This is a genomic window from Bizionia psychrotolerans, assembly GCF_001039595.1.
The window spans coordinates 1-19219 of record NZ_JNGS01000019.1 but is presented as its reverse complement, the minus strand read 5'-3'; the positions used below and the strand labels follow the sequence as shown (position 1 = coordinate 19219).

Sequence of the window (19219 nt, the reverse complement as noted above, 5' to 3'; positions counted from 1 at the left end):
ACTGTTAATTTTTGTTTAATCAATTTAAATATTAGTTAAACATTTTGTAAATTTGATATTAAATAAACAGATTTTGATATTAAACAGCACCTATCACGACAAAGAGCACAAGGAAATAATTTCGGACTTAATTGGCAAGCCTTACAGTTTTTTTGAAGCTATTAAATTAAAAGGTATCGGTTCCAAACGCATGATTATAAATGCGGTTAGTCCGAATTTACAACCATATTTAAATAAGGTGGATGATGTGAATTATGCCAATATTGAAATGCGCTCAAATGGAATTATCGTTTATATCAATAGAGGTTTACAAAATTTCACTTGGATTATTCCATATCACCAATTAGTCATATATAAAACTAATGGTTCTAGCATTCATGCGCAAGGGAAGTTTATAAATTTCAAAAACAATATCACCTTTAAAGAAAACAAGAAGTTTTTTAAACGATTATTAGATGCGAAAGTAGTTTATGATAAACGGTTTAATTTTAGAGATCTATGAGTGAATTAACAATACGAGAAACAGATAGAGTTATTGAAATGGCTTGGGAAGACCGAACTACATTTGAAGCGATCCAGATTCAATTTGGTTTGCCTGAGCAGGAAGTAATCCAATTAATGCGAAGAGAAATGAAACCTAGCAGTTTCAGAATGTGGCGAAAACGAGTTCAAGGCAGAAAAACGAAACATGAAAAATTACGATCATTTGAGAAAGGTCGTTTCAAATGTAGTAGACAAAAACAAATTACCCATAATAATATAAGCAAACGCTAATGGTGCTTTGCCGTATAACTAAAATATGGACAGCACATTAAAAAAAGATAAGATGAAAACGCAAACAGTAGCATTTACAAAAGACAATCCGAATGAATTGATTGAATATTCACATGAAATGATTGGAGACGACCATTTATATACAGGCTTGAAAACTCCTATGAGAACGGATGCGTTTAAACTTCCAGATGACGAAAAGAAGCAACGTATTGCAGTGTTGTTTAAGGAAATCATGGATGTTATGGGATTAGATTTAACAGATGACTCCTTAAAAGGCACACCAGATCGTGTTGCAAAAATGTATATTGATGAAATTTTTTCGGGTTTAAATCCTAATAATAAGCCGAAAGTTGCTTTGTTTGAAAATAAATACCGTTATAACCAGATGCTTCTGGAAAAAAATATTACCTTTTACTCCAATTGTGAACACCACTTTGTACCCATAATTGGTAAGGCACATCTGGCATATATTTCATCAGGAAAAGTAATTGGCTTATCCAAACTAAACAGAATTGTGCAGTATTATGCTAAAAGACCACAGGTACAAGAACGCTTAACAAATCAAATAGCAAACGAACTCCAAACTATTTTAGAGACTGAAGATATAGCCGTTATTATTGATGCCAAACATTTGTGCGTGTCTTCACGTGGTATACAAGATGATACATCGACAACGGTTACTGCCTACTATGGTGGTGCTTTTAACACTCCAGAAAAAATAATTGAATTACAAAACTATTTAAATCATTAAATTATGGATACAATAGAACGTGCTCTAGAATTTGAGCAAACTAAAATGAAATCGTTATCAACTAGCGACAGAATTGAAATATCTAGAGAAGCTAAACAACTTATTTTAGAGTTGAATCAGATATACAAAAAAAAAGAAAGATGAGCGTATTATGGACATCATGAAACGCTTAACTGCCATCAAACAAAAAGTTGAGAAACGCCTTAAGGGCAGACCAACGGTATAAAGGGAACAATTCATGAAAACATATATTATTGTTGGTGGCAGCAAAGGTATTGGTCGCGCTATTTCCAAAAACTTATTGGAAAACCATCAGGTTATAAATTTAAGTCGCTCCAAACCCGATTTTGAGCATGAAAATTTATCACATTATTCTGTTGATATTTTAACAGATGAGTTACCAGATTTAGAACAAGCTGATGGCTTAATTTATTGCCCAGGAAGCATTAATTTAAAACCAATTGGCAGATTAAAATTAGATGATTTTCGTAACGATTTTGAAATTAATGTGATTGGTGCTGTTAAGGCAATTCAAAAATATCAAAGTATAATTAAACAAGGTGATAAACCAGCTATGTTGTTCTTCAGTACAGTTGCGGCTAAATTGGGAATGCCATTTCATGCTAGTGTTGCCGCAGCAAAATCCGCTGTTGAAGGTTTGGTAAAATCCGTAGGAGCCGAATTAGCGCCAACCGTCCGAGTTAATGCCATAGCACCAACAGTTACAGATACGGAATTGGCATCTAATTTATTGCGAAATGACAAAATGATTGAGAATATAACCGAGCGTCATCCGCTTAAAAAATATTTAAACCCAACCGAAGTAGCCTCTATGGCATCCTTTCTATTGTCTGATCAAGCAGCATCCATTTCAGGTCAAATTTTCGGAATGGATTGCGGTATTGTATCTTTAAAAATATAACTAATGAAACAATTTTTCACACTTATTATTATGTTCAGTTTATTTAATAAAAGTCAAGCACAATCAGAACCAACACAATCCATTTATGACATATCCATTAACGGTTTGGATGGAAAGCTACTAAATTTAGCAGATTTTAAAGACAAACATATATTGTTTGTCAATGTAGCCTCCAAATGTGGTTTTACTGGTCAGTATGAAGATTTGCAAAAATTATTTGACACCTACCAAAATAACCTTATGGTAATTGGAGTGCCTTGTAATCAATTTGGAGGTCAAGAACCTGGAACTGCATCAGACATTCAAACCTTTTGTCAAGCCAATTATGGCGTAACATTTCAAATGACAGAAAAAGTTGATGTGAAAGGTGAAAATCAACACCCACTTTATAAATGGCTAACAGATCAATCCTTGAACGGAAAATCAAGTTCTACAGTAAAATGGAATTTTCAAAAGTATTTAGTGGATGGTAATGGTCAACTGGTTGATTACTATTTTTCAGTAACCAATCCCTTGAGTGGAAAAATAACTAAACACTTAACGCTTTGATTATGTTCGGATTATTTAAAGGGAAGTCTGAAATTGAAAAGCTTCAAAAACAATATGAAGATCTTATGAAAGACTGGCACAAACTATCTACCACAGACCGGAAAGCAAGCGATTTAAAATATGCTGAAGCTCAAAAAATTGCCGATAAAATAGAATCTTTGCAAACCAAATAATTATGAAGTTCGTTCCGCTTTTAATCCTGTTTTTAATCATAAACTTTGGAAGTTTAGCTATCGGAAGTTGGCTGATGGGTGAAGGAGCAACGTCACCATGGTATACCAATTTAAACAAAGCGTCTTGGACGCCTCCAGGTTGGGTTTTTGGAGCGGCTTGGACGTTAATTATGATTTGCTTTTCCGTGTATTTAACCTATTTATTTAAGGACTATAAATCGGCTGTTTTAATTGGTGTTTTTATTCTACAAGTTGTATTAAACGTCTCTTGGAATTATTTGTTTTTTAATCAACATTTAGTTTTACCAGCATTAATTGTCATCACACTTTTAACAATTGTTATTTTCTATTTCTTTTTCACCTATCGCATGGATTCTATCAATTTCTGGCGTTATTTATTACTTCCTTATATGGTTTGGCTCTGCATTGCCACCTCATTAAACCTTTACATTTTATTATATAACTAATGAAAATTTACACCTTACATAAAAAACAAAATCTACCAATTTCTGTTGAACAAGCATGGGATTTTTTATCAAATCCAAGAAATTTAAAAGGAATTACTCCTGATTACATGGGTTTCAACATTCTTTCGGGCGCTGATAGACCTATGTATTCTGGTCAACTCATTCAATACATAGTGACACCTGTTTTAGGTATAAAAACAAAATGGGTTACTGAAATCACTCATGTTATTGATAAGCGGTATTTTGTTGATGAACAACGTTTTGGACCATATGCCTTATGGCATCATAAACATTTTATAAAAGCTATTGAGGTGGTGTAGAAATGGAAGATATTATTGATTACAAAGTTCCTTTTGGCATTTTAGGACAAATGGTGCATCCTTTTATTGTGAAACCGAAATTAGAAGAAATTTTCGCTTATCGACAAAAGAAATTAATTGAATTATTCGGAACATTTTAAGCATGAAACAACCCTTGAACATATTCTGGTTTAGACGCGATTTAAGGTTAGATGATAATCGTGGCTTTTATGAAGCCTTAAAAGCAGAACATCCCGTTTTACCCATTTTTATTTTCGATTCGGAAATATTAGAATCCCTTCCAGAAGATGATGCACGCGTGACATTTATTTATAACACGTTGCAAGCCATGCGAAAAACGCTTCAAGAGGAACACAATAGCAGTATTGCTATGTTTCATGGTACTCCAGAAACTATTTTCAATGAACTTTACGAGACATACGAAATCGATACCGTTTTTACCAATCATGATTACGAACCGTATGCTATTCAGCGTGACAAGGATATCGGTTCATTTTTAAAGGATAAGAATGTTGAATTCAAAACATTCAAAGATCAAGTGATTTTTGAAAAAAATGAAATCGTAAAAAATGATGGTGATCCTTATCGTGTATACACACCTTTTATGAAAACATGGAAAGAAGCTTTCAAATCCATTGATTTAGAAATTTATTACACCAATAGTTATTTAGATAATTTAGTCGAAAACACGCGTCTACCAAATTTAGAATTATCTGATTTAGGTTTTGAAAAATCCAATCAAGAAATAGCGCCTTATGATGTTACTCCAACTTTAATTCAAGAATATGAAGCTAAACGAAATTTTCCAGCTCAAGGTGCGACATCGCGTTTAGGTCCTCATTTACGTTTTGGAACTGTCAGTGTGCGAAAAATGTTAAAAAAAGCTATCGCTGAAAAAAATGAAATATTCTGGCAAGAACTTATTTGGCGTGAATTTTTCATGCAGATCCTTTGGCATTTTCCACATACTGTTACCGATAGTTTTAAAGCTAAATACGATGGAATAAAATGGCGTAATAACGAAACGGAGTATCAAGCTTGGTGCCAAGGTAAAACCGGTTATCCATTAGTGGATGCTGGCATGCGAGAACTGAACGAAACCGGTTTTATGCATAATCGTGTTCGCATGTTAGTAGGTAGCTTTTTATGCAAACACTTGTTAATTGATTGGCGTTGGGGAGAAGCCTATTTTGCCGAAAAATTACATGATTATGAAATGGCTAGCAACATTGGCAATTGGCAATGGGTTGCTGGTTCTGGCGTTGATGCTTCGCCATATTTTCGAATTTTTAATCCAACTACACAAATTCAAAAATTTGATAAGGATTTAAAATACATTGTCAAATGGGTTCCAGATTTTCAAGAGCTTACATATCCAACACAAATAGTAGATCATAAATTTGCCAGAGAGCGTTGCTTAAAAGTTTATAAAGAAGCTGTCAGTTAAAATTAGGGAATTCAGAATAGTTCTTTTAGACTTGTAGTACATCTATTATTGTACCTAAAATCGATTTTTATCAATACATAATCAGATAATTATCAATTTTTTGAAACCATTGTTTTATCTTTAACTTTCAAATTTATATTAAAATGATAAGAAAACTACTTTTTACACTTTGTCTTTGCCCTATTTTAGCAACGGCTCAAATTTCATTTACCAGCGGAAATTCAGCTTTAGTAAATGCATCCCTTTATAGTGGTGTTGCCATTGGTGTTTCAGACATGAATGGTGATGGTTTAGATGATATTATCCGATTGAATGGTGCATCGTCATTAGAAATAGAATACCAAAATACCAATGGTGTTTTTACCAGATTTGAATATGGTAGTACTAGTGGATCTAAATGGGGAATGGCTATTGCTGATGTAGATCGTAATGGATACAACGATATTTTAGCTGGTGGCAGTTATAACGGCTTAAGGTTATTTACTGCAAATAGTAATGGTACAAACTATTCATCTACCAATTTAACCAATAATATCTTTGTTCAAAATCTGAATTTTGCGGATATTGATAATAACGGTACGATTGATATTTTTGCATGTCATGACGTTGGATTATCTAAAGCTTTCAGTAATGATGGAACTGGTGCTATGACGGAAAATATTGGATTAATTAATACATCTTCTACCATACCATCTGATAATTCAGGGAATTATGGAAGCATCTGGATTGATTATGATAACGATGGTGATTTAGATTTATACATTTCTAAATGCAGACTAGGTGTTAATAATGAAAATGATGGCAGACGTGTTAATTTACTGTTTGAAAATGATGGTAATAATAACTATACAGAAGTTGGACCTGCTCGTGGTTTAGTACCATTATCTCAATCTTGGTCAGCAGCTTTTGAAGACATAGATAATGATGGAGATTTGGATTGCGTATTAATCAATCACGATGATACTAGTATGATTTTTGAGAATAATGGTTCTGGAGTTTATACCAATATTACAGCATCATCCGGAATTGCAACATCTTTAGATAATCTAGGAAGTGGTGGAATTCAAGTCATTATGGAAGATTTTGATAATGATACGTTCATTGATATATTTGTTACTACCCGAAGTGGTATACATAAATTATATAAAAATGATGGCGATAAAACCTTTACAGAACTAGCAAATCCTTTTCCATTACCTTTTGGCGTGAGTAGAATTCAAAGTGCTGCTGTCGGTGATTTAAATAATGATGGATTTGTTGATGTGATGGCAGGATTCGCTTCAGGATATAATGGTCCTAGCAGTAGCAGACCAGATAGACTCTATTTTAATAGTGGAAACGCGACTAACAATTGGAGTGAAATTCTTTTAGAAGGAACAACCAGTAATATTAATGGAATTGGCGCACGTATTGAAATTTATGGCGCTTGGGGAAAACAAATTCGTGAAGTTCGCTCAGGTGAGAGTTATGGTATTATGAATTCTCTAAAAACACATTTCGGATTAGGAACAGCTACAACCATAACTAAAATAGTGGTTAAATGGCCTTCTGGAAATGTTGATGAAGTATTGGCTCCCGCAATTAATCAATCGTTAACGATTACTGAAGGCTCTACTTTAAGTACCACCAATCCATATACGATTTCAAAATTGCGCATTTACCCGAATCCAACTTCAAATGTTATAACGGTGGAATCGTCTAACAGAAATTCAAACGTTACATATACTTTATATGATGTTTCTGGAAAATTATTAAAAGGTAATCAAACATTGCCGATTAATAAGCAAATCTCATTTCAAGCATTAGCAACTGGAATTTATATGTTGCAATTAACTATTGATGGTGAAACGAGTATGCGAAAAATTATAAAAGAATAAGATTAAATTCTTATTAAATTATATATAAAAAATGCTTCTAAAATTATTTAGAAGCATTTTTTTTTTAAGTGACGAATTGTTACTAATTATTCACTTTCTCTATGTCTTTCAATTTTAGCACCAATGGCTATAAGTCGTGTATCAATATGTTCATAACCACGATCTATTTGCTCTATATTATGAATAGTAGACGTTCCTTTAGCAGATAACGCAGCAATTAATAAAGAAACACCTGCTCTAATATCAGGAGACGTCATGGTTGTTGCTTTTAATTGCGATTTAAAATCATGACCAATTACAACTGCACGATGTGGATCACACAAAATAATTTTTGCTCCCATATCAATTAACTTATCCACGAAAAACAAGCGACTCTCAAACATCTTCTGATGGATCAAAACACTTCCTCTGGCTTGAGTTGCCACAACAAGAATGATACTCAATAAATCGGGAGTAAATCCAGGCCAAGGTGCATCAGAAATAGTTAAAATAGAACCATCAATATAGTTTTGTATTTCATAACCATCTTTATGGGCTGGAATATGAATATCATCTCCACGTTTTTCAACGGTAATCCCTAATTTTCTAAATACATCTGGAATCTGTCCTAAATCATCCCAACTCACATTAGTAATGGTTAATTCACTTTTAGTCATAGCAGCTAAACCAATCCAACTTCCTATTTCAATCATATCAGGTAGCATGGTATGATCTGTTCCGCCTAGTTTATCTACACCCTCAATTATTAGCATGTTGGAACCTATACCAGATATTTTTGCTCCCATGCGGTTCAGCATATTGCATAATTGTTGCAGATAAGGCTCGCACGCAGCGTTATAAATGGTTGTTTTTCCTTCCGCTAAAACGGCAGCCATAACAATGTTTGCAGTTCCGGTAACAGACGCTTCATCTAAAAGCATATAAGCACCTTTAAGCTTATCCGCTTCTACACCATAAAAATAATCTTCTCTGTTATATCGGAATTTGGCTCCTAACTTAATAAAGCCTTCAAAGTGTGTATCTAATCGACGACGTCCAATTTTATCTCCTCCTGGCTTCGGAATGTATCCTTTTCCAAAACGCGCTAATAAAGGGCCAACTATCATAATAGAACCACGTAAACCACGACCGTCTTTTTTAAATGCTTCGGATTCCAAATACTGTAAGTTTACAGCATCTGCTTGAAACGTATAAGTTCCTTGATCAACATGATTAATTTTAACACCTAGATTTTTTAATAAATCTATAAGTTTATTAACATCCACAATATCTGGAATGTTATGAATGGTTACTTTTTCAGGTGTTAGTAAAACAGCACATAAAATTTGTAATGCTTCATTTTTGGCACCTTGTGGCTGAATTTTTCCTTTTAATTGGTGTCCGCCTTCAATTTTAAATATACCCATGCAACCTTATTAATAACGTTTTCTACTTCTATTTGTATTACTCTTTTTTTGGTGACTCTTTTTATTAGTAGAGTTTTTCGAACTGTATTTAGATTTACTACGCATTAAACTAGTCGCATCTGTTAAATCTTCATCTGTATTTACCAAATTAATTTTTCCGCCAGAAAGTTCTCTTAAATGCTCAAAAATCACATCATCTTCAACCGTGTCTTTATTCCAATTTAAAAAGCACTTTTTCATGTGATTTGCAATAGTAAAAATCAACGCCTCTTTAAGTTCGCCTTCTTCCCAAGTATTTGCCACATCAATCATGGTTTTTATATTATTTCCATAGAAACGATATTTCGGAAAATTTTGAGGATATGCTAAATGTTCTGGTCGTTCACTAAGCGTTTCTGCAGAAGGTTTTTCATATGGTGAATCCGCATCTAATTCAAAATTAGACATGATGAACAATTGATCCCACAACTTATGTTGAAAGTCAGGAACATCACGTAAATGCGGCTGAATATTGCCCATAACGGAAATAATAGCTTTGGCTACTTTATTTCGTTCTTCTTTGGTTTCTCGTGCTTTAGCATAATTGATCATCTTTTGAAGATGACGTCCGTATTCTGGAATAATTAAATGCTCACGTTCTGAATTGTATTCTAAATGATCTATCAAAATATGTGTATGTGTAGAGTTTGCTTAAGGCACGTAGTTTTGTGCTTGCGCAAAGTACGAAAAAAAACTAAAGACTAATAACGCCTTTAACGTTTTCTGTAACTTCTTTATATTTTGCTATAACGTCTTCTGGCGATTTCATTTTTACATGAATAGAAACGCTTGTATATTTGCCTTTTTTAGATTCTTTAGTGTCAATTACGGCTCCCATATTATCGAAAAGATTTTCAATATCTACTACAGATGTTCCTTTCGTTTCCACAATAAATTTATATAAATATTCTGCTGGCCATAAAGCAGTATCATAGAGTTGACCTTTTAATTTTTCGTAAAAAGCTGTGGTTTTTTCTTTCTCGTCCATTATTATTTTTTATTAAAACAAAGATAGTATTTCCTTGTCATTTTTTAGTTTCCTTTTTAATTACGATTTTTACATCCAAAATCTTGCCAATTTGAAAATAAAGAAAATAGTTATCACTGGAGGTCCAGGAACTGGAAAAACTTCCATTATTAATGAATTAAAGAATCGTGGTTTTGTTTGTTTAGATGAAATATCGCGCCAAATCACGCTTAAAGCTAGAGAAGATGGTATTGATCAGCTTTTTTTAACGCAGCCATTATTGTTTAGCGAAATGCTTTTACAAGGTCGCGAAGATCAATTCAATCAGGCAAATACAGAACATGAAAGCTTTGTTTTTCTAGATCGTGGCATTCCCGACGTTTTGGCATATATGGATTATATTGGTGACAGTTATCCAGAAAAATTTGTGGAAAGTTGTAAAAATCATTCCTATGATTTGGCTTTTATTCTAAAACCATGGCAAGATATCTTTGTTAGTGATAGTGAACGTTATGAAAATTTTAGCCAAGCCATTGAAATTCATGATCACCTTTTAAAAACGTATGAAAAATACGGCTATAATTTAGCAGATGTACCATTTGATACGGTTGAAAAACGAACCGATTTTATACTGAATGTTGTTAATAATTTGTAATGCAACAACCTATTGATATACTGGAGCGCTATTGGAACTACACAAGTTTTAAGCCGCTTCAAGAAACCGTAATCCAAGCCGTTTTAGATGGCGAAGACACTTTTGCACTTATGCCAACAGGTGGTGGAAAGTCCTTATGTTTTCAAATTCCTGCTTTGGCAAAAGATGGTATTTGCATTGTAATTTCGCCATTAATTGCGCTCATGAAAGATCAGGTACAAGCTTTACAAAATCGTGGGATTAAAGCCATGGCATTAACAAGTGGGATTCCTTATAACGAATTGGATACGCTTTTAGATAATTGTATTTATGGTAATTATAAATTTCTTTATTTATCACCTGAACGCTTACAACAAGAATTGGTTCAAGACCGAATTCGGCAAATGCCTGTTAATCTTATAGCTGTTGATGAAGCACATTGTATTTCGCAATGGGGAAATGATTTTCGACCAGCTTACAAAAACATCACGCTATTACGGGAACTACAGCCACAAGTAAATTGTATTGCCTTAACCGCCTCTGCAACACCAGAAGTGGTTGCAGATGTTATAAAAGAACTCGATTTTATAAGCCCAAAAGTGCTTAAACAATCTTTTAATCGGGATAATTTAGCCTATATGACTTTTGATGCTACCGATAAGCATTATCATTTGGAACGTATTTTAAAAAAGAACAATGCACCTTCTATTATCTATGTTCGTAACCGTTTAGCAACCATTGAAATTAGCCAGTTTTTAGAAAAGAATGGGTTTTCGTCAACGTTTTTTCATGGTGGACTTTCAAATACCGAAAAAGATACAAGGTTACAAGATTGGTTAACTGAAAAAAAACTGATTATGGTTGCCACCAATGCCTTTGGAATGGGCATTGATAAACCAAACGTAAAAACGGTTATTCATTTAAACTTACCAGAAAGTTTAGAGAGTTATTTTCAAGAAGCAGGACGTGCTGGTAGAAATGGCGAGAAAGCATTCGCAGTTATTTTAAAAAATAATACCGATAAAAGTAAATTGGAAGATCAGTTTTTAAAGGTGCTTCCAAGTGTCGATTTTATAAAACAGTTATACCGAAAACTCTCCAATTATTTTCAAATCTCATATGGCGAAGGCGTTGGAGTTATGGAAGATTTTAATTTCAATAATTTTTGTAAAACCTATAATTTCAATCCATTAATTGCTTACAATGCGCTGCAAACGCTAGATAGAACGAGTATTATATCCTTAAGTAAACAATTTAATAAACAAACAAGTGTTCAGTTTATTATTTCAGATACCCAATTATTTCAGTATTTAAAAAAACATGAAAGTCTAAATATTATTGTTAAATCTATTTTAAGAAGTTATGGTGGCGTTTTTGAAAATGAAACCAAAATAAACACCAGTAAAATGGCTGAAAAAGCTTCTGTTACTGAAGCTAGTTTCATTCAAGCTTTACAGACTTTAGAAAAAGATGAAATCATCAGCTTGCAAATTTCTAAAACTGATGCACAAGTTACCTTTTTAGAACCTCGTGAAGATGATAAAACCATCAACCGAATCACGCATATTATCAATCAACAAAACGAATTAAAACATAAGCAAGTCTCGGATGTTTTAAAATACATTTCTAATAATACAACATGCAAAAGTGTACAACTTCTCTCCTATTTTGGCGAAAAAGATTTGAACGATTGCGGAATTTGTTCCGTTTGTATTGAGCGCAAAACAGTAAGAAACCGTCTGCCGATTTTAAAAGCATCAAACATGCTATTATTACAACCTTGGAAGAAGGCCATTGTTCGTCTAGAGCGCTTTCCGAAGCCTTAAAATATTCTGAAAAAGATATTCATGATGCCTTGAAACTACTTTTAGAACATCAAATTATTTCATTAACGAATACCAATACCTATAAATTATCTCATTTATGAAAACCGACTTACGCATTGTATTTATGGGCACACCAGATTTTGCTGTTGCCATTTTAGACGCCATCCTTACTAATAATTATAATGTGGTTGGCGTTATAACCGCTCCAAACAAACCTGCTGGTCGTGGTCGGAAAATCAATGAATCAGCTGTCAAGCAATATGCCCAAAAACACGATTTGAATATTCTTCAACCTACCAATCTAAAAGATCCTGATTTTTTAGAAACCTTAGAAGCTCTTCAAGCTAATATTCAAGTGGTTGTTGCTTTTAGAATGCTACCGCAAGCCGTATGGAAAATGCCAGCATTAGGAACCTTTAATTTACATGCCTCCTTATTACCTAATTATCGTGGAGCAGCACCCATAAATTGGGCCATTATAAATGGTGAAACCAAAACAGGGGTTTCTACCTTCTTTATAGATGACAAAATTGATACAGGCGATATGATTTTGCAAAAACCAGTAGCTATTGAAGAAACAGACAACGTTGGGACGCTTCATGACAAATTGATGGAATCAGGAAGTCATTTAGTTATTGATACTTTAAAGCTGATTGAAAAAGGTACGGTTGAAACGACACCACAACCAGAACATTCAGAATTTAAAGAAGCCAACAAACTGAATCGGGATAATTGTAAAATAGATTGGAATGATTCCCTTGATAACATACATAATATGGTACGCGGTTTAAACCCGTATCCTTCTGCTTGGTGTTATTTACAAAACCATGAGGAAACGTTAGAAATTAAAATTTACGAAACTCGTAAGGAATTTGCAGAACATCGCTTTCCAAATGGTCAAATATTCACGAGCAAGAAAACCTTAAAAATTGCGGTAACAGATGGTTACATTTTTGTGGAGAGTTTGAAACTTCCAAGCAAACGAAAAATGCAGATAAATGACCTCCTAAATGGCTATGATTTTCATGAGGAAGCTAAAATGCTCTAAACCCTTATGAATGCTGATATATTAAAATAATCGATGAAATACACCTGCTTTATTAACAAAAGCAATAAGTTATCAACAATATTAGGTATTTCCCTTGCTATTACTTGCATAGTATGATAATCCGTATAATTTTGTAGAGGATTTAACAAAAATGTTTAACCAATACATTATTAATAATTAAACTTTAAATTATGAACAAAACAGATTTAATCGATGCAATGGCAGAACACGCAGGAATTACTAAAGCAGCTTCAAAAAAAGCTTTAGAATGTGCGTTAATAGAAATTGAAGGCGCTTTACAAAAAGGTGACAGAGTTTCTTTAGTAGGATTTGGATCTTGGTCAGTTTCTAAAAGAGCTGCAAGAGATGGAAGAAACCCACAAACAGGAAAAACTATCAAAATTAAAGCTAAAAACGTAGTTAAGTTTAAAGCTGGTTCAGATTTATCTAGAGCAGTAAACTAATTATCGCTTAATTTATAATTGTAAAAGGTCTTCATTTCTGAAGACCTTTTTTAGTTATTAATAGTACGAAGTGTTTGATTTTAATTAAAAAAATATTAGATTTATAATAGAAAATCTATCACTATATGATTTCAATACAACCAAAAAAAGGAAATTTGCTTATTGCCGAACCCTCTATAATTGGTGACGTTTCATTTAACCGTTCTATAATTCTATTAGCCGATCATACGGATGAAGGCTCTATTGGATTTATCATAAATAAACCCCTAGAGTATACTATAAGTGATCTTATTCCTGAATTAGATGCCAAGTTTAAGGTCTACAATGGTGGACCTGTTGAACAAGACAATCTTTATTTTATTCATAAAATTCCTGAACTCATTCCGAACAGTGTGGAAATTTCATTGGGTATTTATTGGGGAGGAGACTTCAATAAAGTAGCTGAATTAATTGCTAAAAACGAAATTAACGAGAAAAATATTCGTTTTTTCCTAGGCTATTCAGGTTGGGAATCCAATCAATTAGACGCAGAATTGAAAACAAACTCTTGGGTTGTAACGGAAAACATCTACAAACAAAAAATTATAGAAAAAGATTACGAAACGTTTTGGAAAGAAAAAATGATTGAGTTTGGTGGTGAGTATACTATTTGGTCCAACGCACCTGAAGATCCTACGTTTAACTAGACAATCTAATTTTTACCTGTAATTTTTGCAACAACATTTTTGCAATAGAGTTATTAAATTGCTTCTTACGATAGTTACTAATCGGTTGAATACCAGCAATCACATTCGTAATAAACAATTCATCGGCTTGCTGTAATTCAAACGGCGAAATTGAGACTTCCTCTATCGTATAATCCGGTAACTGTTCAATTAAACCCATTATTTGTTTGCGCATAATACCTTTTAAGCAACCATCAGAAAGTGGTGGTGTTTTTATGGTAAATTCTTTTACTAGAAATAGATTCCCATTCAAAGCCTCTACCACTTTTTTTATCCGTATTTAGCAACAAGGCATTTTGCAAACTATTCTCTTCAGCATACACACTACCAACAACGTTTATGGCTTTATTGTTAGTTTTTAAAGTGGATAGTAAACTTGGCGACACATAGAAATCTTTAAACAAATCTACTTCATAAAGGGAGTCATTCATCAAGTAGAAATCAGTATCTAATTCATGGACTGAAATCACATATCCTACTGTTTTAGAGGTTGGTTTATACAAACCACCTTCATCCCTGAAAACGGTTAGTTTAACGCGCGCTGTTTTGTTAGAAAGCTCATTTTTAATCAATGTTTTTTCAATTTCATTTTCTAAAAATTCCATGGTAAAATTCATAGGGATTTCCATCCGCATTATCCGCATAGATGCCATCAATCGGAAATAATGATCCTCCCAAAACAAAAGCTTTCCAGCTGAATATTTACAGGTTTCAAAAACGGAATCACCATAGGAAAAACCACGATTGTGTATCGATATTTTGTTTAAATCTGCTGTAATTTGTCCGTTGAAATTGATCATAAAAAAAAGTCCCGAATTTTATTCGGGACAAAGATATGTTTTATAATAGAAACCGCCTTATGAGGATCCTAATACTTGTTTTAAATCTGAAATTTGATTTTCCCAAAGCATTTTCGCTTCTTCTACTTCATCTTCTTCAGCAAAATCGGAAATCATAATGGAAACATCTTTGGTAATTTCATCAACTTGAATGCGAATTTCAAAAAAATACGGTTCACCTTCATCAACAGCCCAACGAAATTTGATGCGCTCTCCACTTTTTTTACTGACTAAATTGGCCTGCTCTTCAGAGCCATCCCAGATAAATTTAAATAGTTCGCCACGTGAATTTACATTTTCTGCAAACCATTCAGACAAACCGGAAGGTGTTGATATATATTGATATAATAATTGAGGTGAAGCCTGGATTGGAAACTCCATTTCAAATTTTACTTTTTCATTCATAGCTGATTCATTTATTCGCTCAATATATACATTATATCAAGAGTATTAAAACTATTTTTTATAAATATTTAATATGAAATTTTATTTGTGTAGAAAATATTTAGCGTTAATCCATAACCAGAAAAAAGGTAAAGTTCAGCAATTGGTATAATTTCAGATATCAAACCTTAAATAGCATTAATTATAAATCATGCTAGCCAAAGCTTTAGAATTGTAAAACGAATATTTTCAATATATGAGATGTTAATTTTTTTCCAAACGTAACAAGCGTCCAAAATAAATTTCTTATACTGTAAGTGCTATGAAACGATTCATATTTCTAATTATATTTATGTCAACACTTACAAACTACGCTCAAAAAATAATTCCTAATGCTATAAAATCCGAAATTAAAACGGCTTTAGATTACTATCCCGAATTAAAGGAGTCTGCTATTGAATTTCGATTTAAGAAAAACATTAAAAAATCAACCATGCAAGCTAGACCAAGATTTGGGAGTTTTTTTAAAAAAAAAAGAACATCGGGAATATGTGATTTTGATTAGTGAAAAATTTAAGATTTCAAATAAAGAATTTTTGACAAAAGATATTCCTTCCGATATTTTAATAGGATGGATTGGTCATGAATTAGGTCATATTATGGACTACCAAAACCGAAGTAAACTGAATCTGATTTGGTTTGGGCTAAAATATGTGTTTTCAGATAATCATATTATCGAAGCCGAACGTGCCGCTGATACTTTTGCTGTAAACCAAGGCATGGAATCTTATATATTAAAAACCAAAGATTTTATTCTGAATAATGCAGAAATCACACCCTCATATAAATTACGGATTGTAAAATATTACTTATCTCCAGAAGAAATCATGGATATTGTTAATAAACGTGATGGTGTTGTTCCAGATTCTGCTACAACTGTGAACTAACAAAATCTTCCCATTCTTGGAATTTTTGGTCATTCATCACGCGTTCCATTTTAACCTGTCCGCCTTTTTTCTTGTTGGCACCACTCCATTCATAAAATAGGGCTGGTGAAATTAATTCAACCTTCACACCTTTAAGCGCTTTGCTTCGTGCCACTTTATAATTTTATTGGCAGTCTTCAAAAAACCATCTAAAGCTTCGGCTACTGCTTCCGAATTCAAATCATCATCTGTTCCTAAATACCAACAATGGTAAAACTCATCATCTTCACAACGCTTGGCACAAATGGTATATTCCGGAATTTTAGAAGAAAATTTCTTTTCCAATTCCTGCATGGCATCATCCATTTTATTAACTGATAATTGCGACCCTACGGTGTTTAAGAAAAACTTGGTTCGTCCTGTTATTTTTATTTCAGCACGTTCCACATTAGTAAATTCTATAGTATCGCCTATTTCATAGCGCCAAGCGCCACTAACAGTACTAATGATTAACACATAATCTTGGTTTAATTGCACGTCTTTTAGAGTGATGGAAGGTGCATTTGGAACCAAGGATCCATCTTCTTTGATATGTTCAGGCATAAAAGGGACAAATTCAAAATAAATTCCGTTATCTGTCACTAATTGCATGGCATCTGTTTCTGGTCTGGCTTGAAATGCCATAAATCCCTCGGAAGCTAAATAGGTATCGATAATCGTAATTGGGTGACCTAAAAGCGCATTGAAACTTTTTTTGTACGGACTAAAAGCCACACCACCAGACGTAAATACTTGCAAATTTGGCCAGATTTCATGAATATGATTCAAATTATGATAAGAAATGACTTTTTGCAACATCAGTTCCATCCAGGATGGAATGCCGCTTAACGCACCAATGTCCCAATTTTTGGCATTTTCGGCAATGTGTTGAACGCGCTCATCCCAATCGGCAATTTTAGCAATATCTTCACCTGGCTTGTAGTAGCCACGAAACCAGAACGGAATATTACTAGCTGTTATGCCGCTAATTTCACCCTCTAAATGGTTGTTGTTTTCCTGTAAATTTGTAGAACTTCCTAGCATCATGATTTCTTTCTCAAAAAAATCGGCTTCAAAGTCAAAATTGCTCAACGCGAATACTTGATTGATACCTGCTTGTTTGATAGCTTCAATCATTTCATCCGTTACGGGAATTCGCTTACTGGTGCTACCTGTGGTGCCAGAACTTAACGCGAAATATTTTGGGTGTCCAGGCCAGGTTATATTGTCTTGACCTTCTTGTAATTTATACCACCATTCGTCATTTATTTTGTTATAATCGAAATACGGAACTGTTTTAGAAAATGCGCTTTCTAGATCATCCGAATCTAAAATATCTTGGAAGTTATAATGAATCCCAAACTCTGTATCTTTAGCCGTATTGAGCAACTGCTTGAGTACTTCATTTTGAGCATTTATGGGATTTACTTCTGAAGATAATGAATCCGTAATTTCAATTATTCCTTTAATGATGTTTCCGAGTATAGCCATGTTTTGAAAATAAATTTATAGGTCAATAAATAAAAATTCCAATTCCTGAAATCTCTATTTAAACGCAAATTAATATAAAGTTGACAAAATAGAAATCAAATTAACGTAATTATAACTGCAATATATAAGATTAAAATAAGGCGCACGCAATCCATAAAATTTTGAATCGAAATGAAAAAATATTAAGAATAAATAAGCGTTTTGAAGTAAAACTTTTAGCTTAAAAAAATCTTAAAAAGTACGTTACCGAAACGTAAGTACATTTCGTCGGATTTTTTATTCCGTTCGACGTTGAGAACTTTCTTGTCCTGTTCAAATAATTTGTCAAAATATCCGATTCTCTGGAAAGCACTGATAGACTGTGTTTTACATCAAAAAAAAGCCTTCTTCTGACAAAACAATGAATACAAAGAATATATTAACCGTTTACCGAATAAATTTCTCGACCGCCTTTTCATAGGTTATTTTTGACCATCCCTCAATTTACAATCTTAATTAATAGCTCTTAAAGTTAGCTCTATTCAATTTTTATTTAATATCGATTTTATAGAATGGCTAGGCTTTTAATTATTTCAAAATTAACCGATATTATGAAAAAAATTACGTTCTACTCGTTATTACTATTTGTTGTTACATTTAGTACTCAAAGTTTTTCTAAAACTTATAGTTCAGATTTTTATTCTGCTTTTATTAATCAAGCTAAATTCGCGAATCCAATAAGTGATTTTGTGTCTTTACGACCTGGTTTTGCTGAAGCGAGTAACTTGGGTTCAGATAATCGCGGCATTACTTCTTGTCCAACATCCTTTTCCGTAACTGTAGACTCTGGGACTTGTGGCGCAGTTGTAAATTTCACATTGCCTACCACTGATATTTCTGGAGGGAGTATGACATTATTTTCAGCTCTTGGAAATGGAGATATATTTCCTTCTGGGCTAACTACAGTTATTTATGAAGAACGTGATAATTTGAATGCCACAACTGGCTTAACCTGTAGTTTTACAATAACAGTCGTAGATAATGAAGTTCCTATTCCAAGTACGGCTTCATTGGCTGATGTTACAGATCAATGTTCGGTTACATCTTTAACTCCTCCTACTGCTACCGATAATTGTGGTGGTTTGGTTACCGTTACTAATGATGCAACGCTT

General features: G+C 33.3%; 20 protein-coding genes and 5 pseudogenes. 19 read left to right on the top strand and 6 right to left on the bottom strand.

What is annotated here, in order from left to right:
- Positions 1–73: 73 nt before the first annotated feature.
- The 11 genes and pseudogenes from GK51_RS02140 to GK51_RS02090 all read left to right on the top strand — a co-directional run bounded on the left by GK51_RS02140 (position 74) and on the right by GK51_RS02090 (position 7280).
- On the top strand, positions 74–502 hold the full coding sequence (locus GK51_RS02140) for a hypothetical protein (protein WP_048331481.1): 429 nt from the start codon (positions 74–76) through the stop codon (positions 500–502).
- Positions 499–774 carry a TIGR03643 family protein gene (locus GK51_RS02135; protein ID WP_048331450.1) on the top strand — a complete coding sequence of 92 codons (276 nt, stop codon included), beginning with the start codon at positions 499–501 and terminating at the stop codon, positions 772–774. The genes GK51_RS02140 and GK51_RS02135 overlap by 4 nt, the downstream gene beginning before the upstream one ends.
- Before the next feature lie 52 nt (positions 775–826).
- Complete coding sequence (folE, locus tag GK51_RS02130) at positions 827–1525, top strand: GTP cyclohydrolase I FolE (RefSeq protein WP_048331479.1); 699 nt, start codon at positions 827–829, stop codon at positions 1523–1525.
- A 3-nt stretch (positions 1526–1528) separates the two neighbouring features.
- Positions 1529–1751, top strand: a pseudogene (locus GK51_RS02125) (hypothetical protein).
- A gap of 12 nt (positions 1752–1763) precedes the next feature.
- Positions 1764–2447, top strand: coding sequence for an SDR family NAD(P)-dependent oxidoreductase (locus tag GK51_RS02120; RefSeq protein ID WP_048331448.1), 684 nt, complete (start codon positions 1764–1766; stop codon positions 2445–2447).
- A gap of 30 nt (positions 2448–2477) precedes the next feature.
- Positions 2478–2996, top strand: coding sequence for a glutathione peroxidase (locus GK51_RS02115; protein ID WP_048331478.1), 519 nt, complete (start codon positions 2478–2480; stop codon positions 2994–2996).
- 2 nt (positions 2997–2998) lie between these two features.
- Positions 2999–3169: a Lacal_2735 family protein gene (locus tag GK51_RS02495; RefSeq protein ID WP_048331446.1), complete on the top strand. Its 171-nt coding sequence runs from the start codon at positions 2999–3001 to the stop codon at positions 3167–3169.
- A gap of 2 nt (positions 3170–3171) precedes the next feature.
- Complete coding sequence (locus tag GK51_RS02105; protein ID WP_048331445.1) at positions 3172–3636, top strand: TspO/MBR family protein; 465 nt, start codon at positions 3172–3174, stop codon at positions 3634–3636.
- Positions 3636–4096: pseudogene (locus GK51_RS02100) on the top strand (SRPBCC family protein). Before GK51_RS02105 ends, GK51_RS02100 begins: the two are co-directional and overlap by 1 nt.
- Positions 4097–4098: 2 nt before the next feature.
- Positions 4099–5403 carry a cryptochrome/photolyase family protein gene (locus tag GK51_RS02095; protein WP_048331443.1) on the top strand — a complete coding sequence of 435 codons (1305 nt, stop codon included), beginning with the start codon at positions 4099–4101 and terminating at the stop codon, positions 5401–5403.
- Between the two features lie 143 nt (positions 5404–5546).
- The gene (locus GK51_RS02090) at positions 5547–7280 is read left to right on the top strand and encodes an FG-GAP-like repeat-containing protein (protein WP_053069209.1); all 1734 of its coding nucleotides are present in this window, start codon (positions 5547–5549) and stop codon (positions 7278–7280) included.
- Positions 7281–7366: 86 nt separating this feature from the next.
- On the opposite strand, the gene murA is transcribed toward GK51_RS02090, so the two are convergent.
- From murA to GK51_RS02075, 3 genes are all read right to left on the bottom strand, one after another.
- Positions 7367–8686, bottom strand: a complete 1320-nt coding sequence (gene murA / locus GK51_RS02085) for a UDP-N-acetylglucosamine 1-carboxyvinyltransferase (RefSeq protein WP_048331441.1) — start codon at positions 8684–8686, stop codon at positions 7367–7369.
- Between the two features lie 9 nt (positions 8687–8695).
- Positions 8696–9352 (bottom strand): DUF4290 domain-containing protein, encoded by a 657-nt coding sequence (locus GK51_RS02080; protein WP_048331440.1) that lies wholly within the window; start codon positions 9350–9352, stop codon positions 8696–8698.
- A gap of 67 nt (positions 9353–9419) precedes the next feature.
- Entirely contained in the window at positions 9420–9713 is a 294-nt protein-coding gene (locus tag GK51_RS02075; protein WP_048331439.1) for a DUF493 family protein, read from the bottom strand.
- 91 nt (positions 9714–9804) lie between these two features.
- Here GK51_RS02075 and GK51_RS02070 point away from each other — a divergent pair, with 91 nt between their 5' ends.
- The 6 genes from GK51_RS02070 (at position 9805) to GK51_RS02050 (ending at position 14350) form a co-directional block, all read left to right on the top strand.
- Positions 9805–10347: an AAA family ATPase gene (locus tag GK51_RS02070; protein ID WP_048331438.1), complete on the top strand. Its 543-nt coding sequence runs from the start codon at positions 9805–9807 to the stop codon at positions 10345–10347.
- Entirely contained in the window at positions 10347–12152 is a 1806-nt protein-coding gene (locus GK51_RS02065) for a RecQ family ATP-dependent DNA helicase (RefSeq protein ID WP_316932015.1), read from the top strand. The genes GK51_RS02070 and GK51_RS02065 overlap by 1 nt, the downstream gene beginning before the upstream one ends.
- Positions 12107–12253 (top strand): hypothetical protein, encoded by a 147-nt coding sequence (locus tag GK51_RS02610; protein ID WP_316932014.1) that lies wholly within the window; start codon positions 12107–12109, stop codon positions 12251–12253. Before GK51_RS02065 ends, GK51_RS02610 begins: the two co-directional genes overlap by 46 nt.
- Complete coding sequence (gene fmt, locus GK51_RS02060) at positions 12250–13200, top strand: methionyl-tRNA formyltransferase (RefSeq protein ID WP_197072708.1); 951 nt, start codon at positions 12250–12252, stop codon at positions 13198–13200. The genes GK51_RS02610 and fmt overlap by 4 nt, the downstream gene beginning before the upstream one ends.
- 191 nt (positions 13201–13391) lie before the next feature.
- Positions 13392–13664, top strand: coding sequence for an HU family DNA-binding protein (locus GK51_RS02055; RefSeq protein WP_048331437.1), 273 nt, complete (start codon positions 13392–13394; stop codon positions 13662–13664).
- 125 nt (positions 13665–13789) lie between these two features.
- Complete coding sequence (locus tag GK51_RS02050; RefSeq protein WP_048331436.1) at positions 13790–14350, top strand: YqgE/AlgH family protein; 561 nt, start codon at positions 13790–13792, stop codon at positions 14348–14350.
- On the opposite strand, the pseudogene GK51_RS02045 reads toward GK51_RS02050, so the two are convergent.
- Positions 14343–15189 (bottom strand): annotated as a pseudogene (locus GK51_RS02045) (aminotransferase class IV). The gene GK51_RS02050 and the pseudogene GK51_RS02045 sit on opposite strands and share 8 nt — an antisense overlap.
- Before the next feature lie 57 nt (positions 15190–15246).
- A complete protein-coding gene (locus tag GK51_RS02040) occupies positions 15247–15633 on the bottom strand; it encodes an START-like domain-containing protein (RefSeq protein WP_048331435.1) in 387 nt (128 codons plus the stop codon).
- Positions 15634–15934: 301 nt separating this feature from the next.
- On the opposite strand from GK51_RS02040, the pseudogene GK51_RS02035 reads away from it, so the two are divergent.
- Positions 15935–16559, top strand: a pseudogene (locus tag GK51_RS02035) (hypothetical protein).
- Here the strand turns inward: GK51_RS02035 and GK51_RS02030 are convergent.
- A pseudogene (locus GK51_RS02030) lies at positions 16543–18068 on the bottom strand (GH3 family domain-containing protein). The pseudogenes GK51_RS02035 and GK51_RS02030 overlap by 17 nt on opposite strands.
- 551 nt (positions 18069–18619) lie before the next feature.
- Here GK51_RS02030 and GK51_RS02025 point away from each other — a divergent pair.
- On the top strand, positions 18620–19219 hold a 600-nt coding region (locus GK51_RS02025; RefSeq protein ID WP_048331433.1), incomplete at its 3' end, for an HYR domain-containing protein.

Coding starts and splice junctions, on each gene's coding strand:
- fmt (WP_197072708.1), top strand. CDS start 12,250: ATGAAAACCGACTTACGCATTGTATTTATGGGCACACCAGATTTTGCT.
- GK51_RS02040 (WP_048331435.1), bottom strand. CDS start 15,633: ATGAATGAAAAAGTAAAATTTGAAATGGAGTTTCCAATCCAGGCTTCA.
- GK51_RS02095 (WP_048331443.1), top strand. CDS start 4,099: ATGAAACAACCCTTGAACATATTCTGGTTTAGACGCGATTTAAGGTTA.
- GK51_RS02055 (WP_048331437.1), top strand. CDS start 13,392: ATGAACAAAACAGATTTAATCGATGCAATGGCAGAACACGCAGGAATT.
- GK51_RS02105 (WP_048331445.1), top strand. CDS start 3,172: ATGAAGTTCGTTCCGCTTTTAATCCTGTTTTTAATCATAAACTTTGGA.
- GK51_RS02090 (WP_053069209.1), top strand. CDS start 5,547: ATGATAAGAAAACTACTTTTTACACTTTGTCTTTGCCCTATTTTAGCA.
- GK51_RS02050 (WP_048331436.1), top strand. CDS start 13,790: ATGATTTCAATACAACCAAAAAAAGGAAATTTGCTTATTGCCGAACCC.
- GK51_RS02075 (WP_048331439.1), bottom strand. CDS start 9,713: ATGGACGAGAAAGAAAAAACCACAGCTTTTTACGAAAAATTAAAAGGT.
- GK51_RS02115 (WP_048331478.1), top strand. CDS start 2,478: ATGTTCAGTTTATTTAATAAAAGTCAAGCACAATCAGAACCAACACAA.
- GK51_RS02120 (WP_048331448.1), top strand. CDS start 1,764: ATGAAAACATATATTATTGTTGGTGGCAGCAAAGGTATTGGTCGCGCT.
- GK51_RS02495 (WP_048331446.1), top strand. CDS start 2,999: ATGTTCGGATTATTTAAAGGGAAGTCTGAAATTGAAAAGCTTCAAAAA.
- folE (WP_048331479.1), top strand. CDS start 827: ATGAAAACGCAAACAGTAGCATTTACAAAAGACAATCCGAATGAATTG.
- GK51_RS02065 (WP_316932015.1), top strand. CDS start 10,347: ATGCAACAACCTATTGATATACTGGAGCGCTATTGGAACTACACAAGT.
- murA (WP_048331441.1), bottom strand. CDS start 8,686: ATGGGTATATTTAAAATTGAAGGCGGACACCAATTAAAAGGAAAAATT.
- GK51_RS02135 (WP_048331450.1), top strand. CDS start 499: ATGAGTGAATTAACAATACGAGAAACAGATAGAGTTATTGAAATGGCT.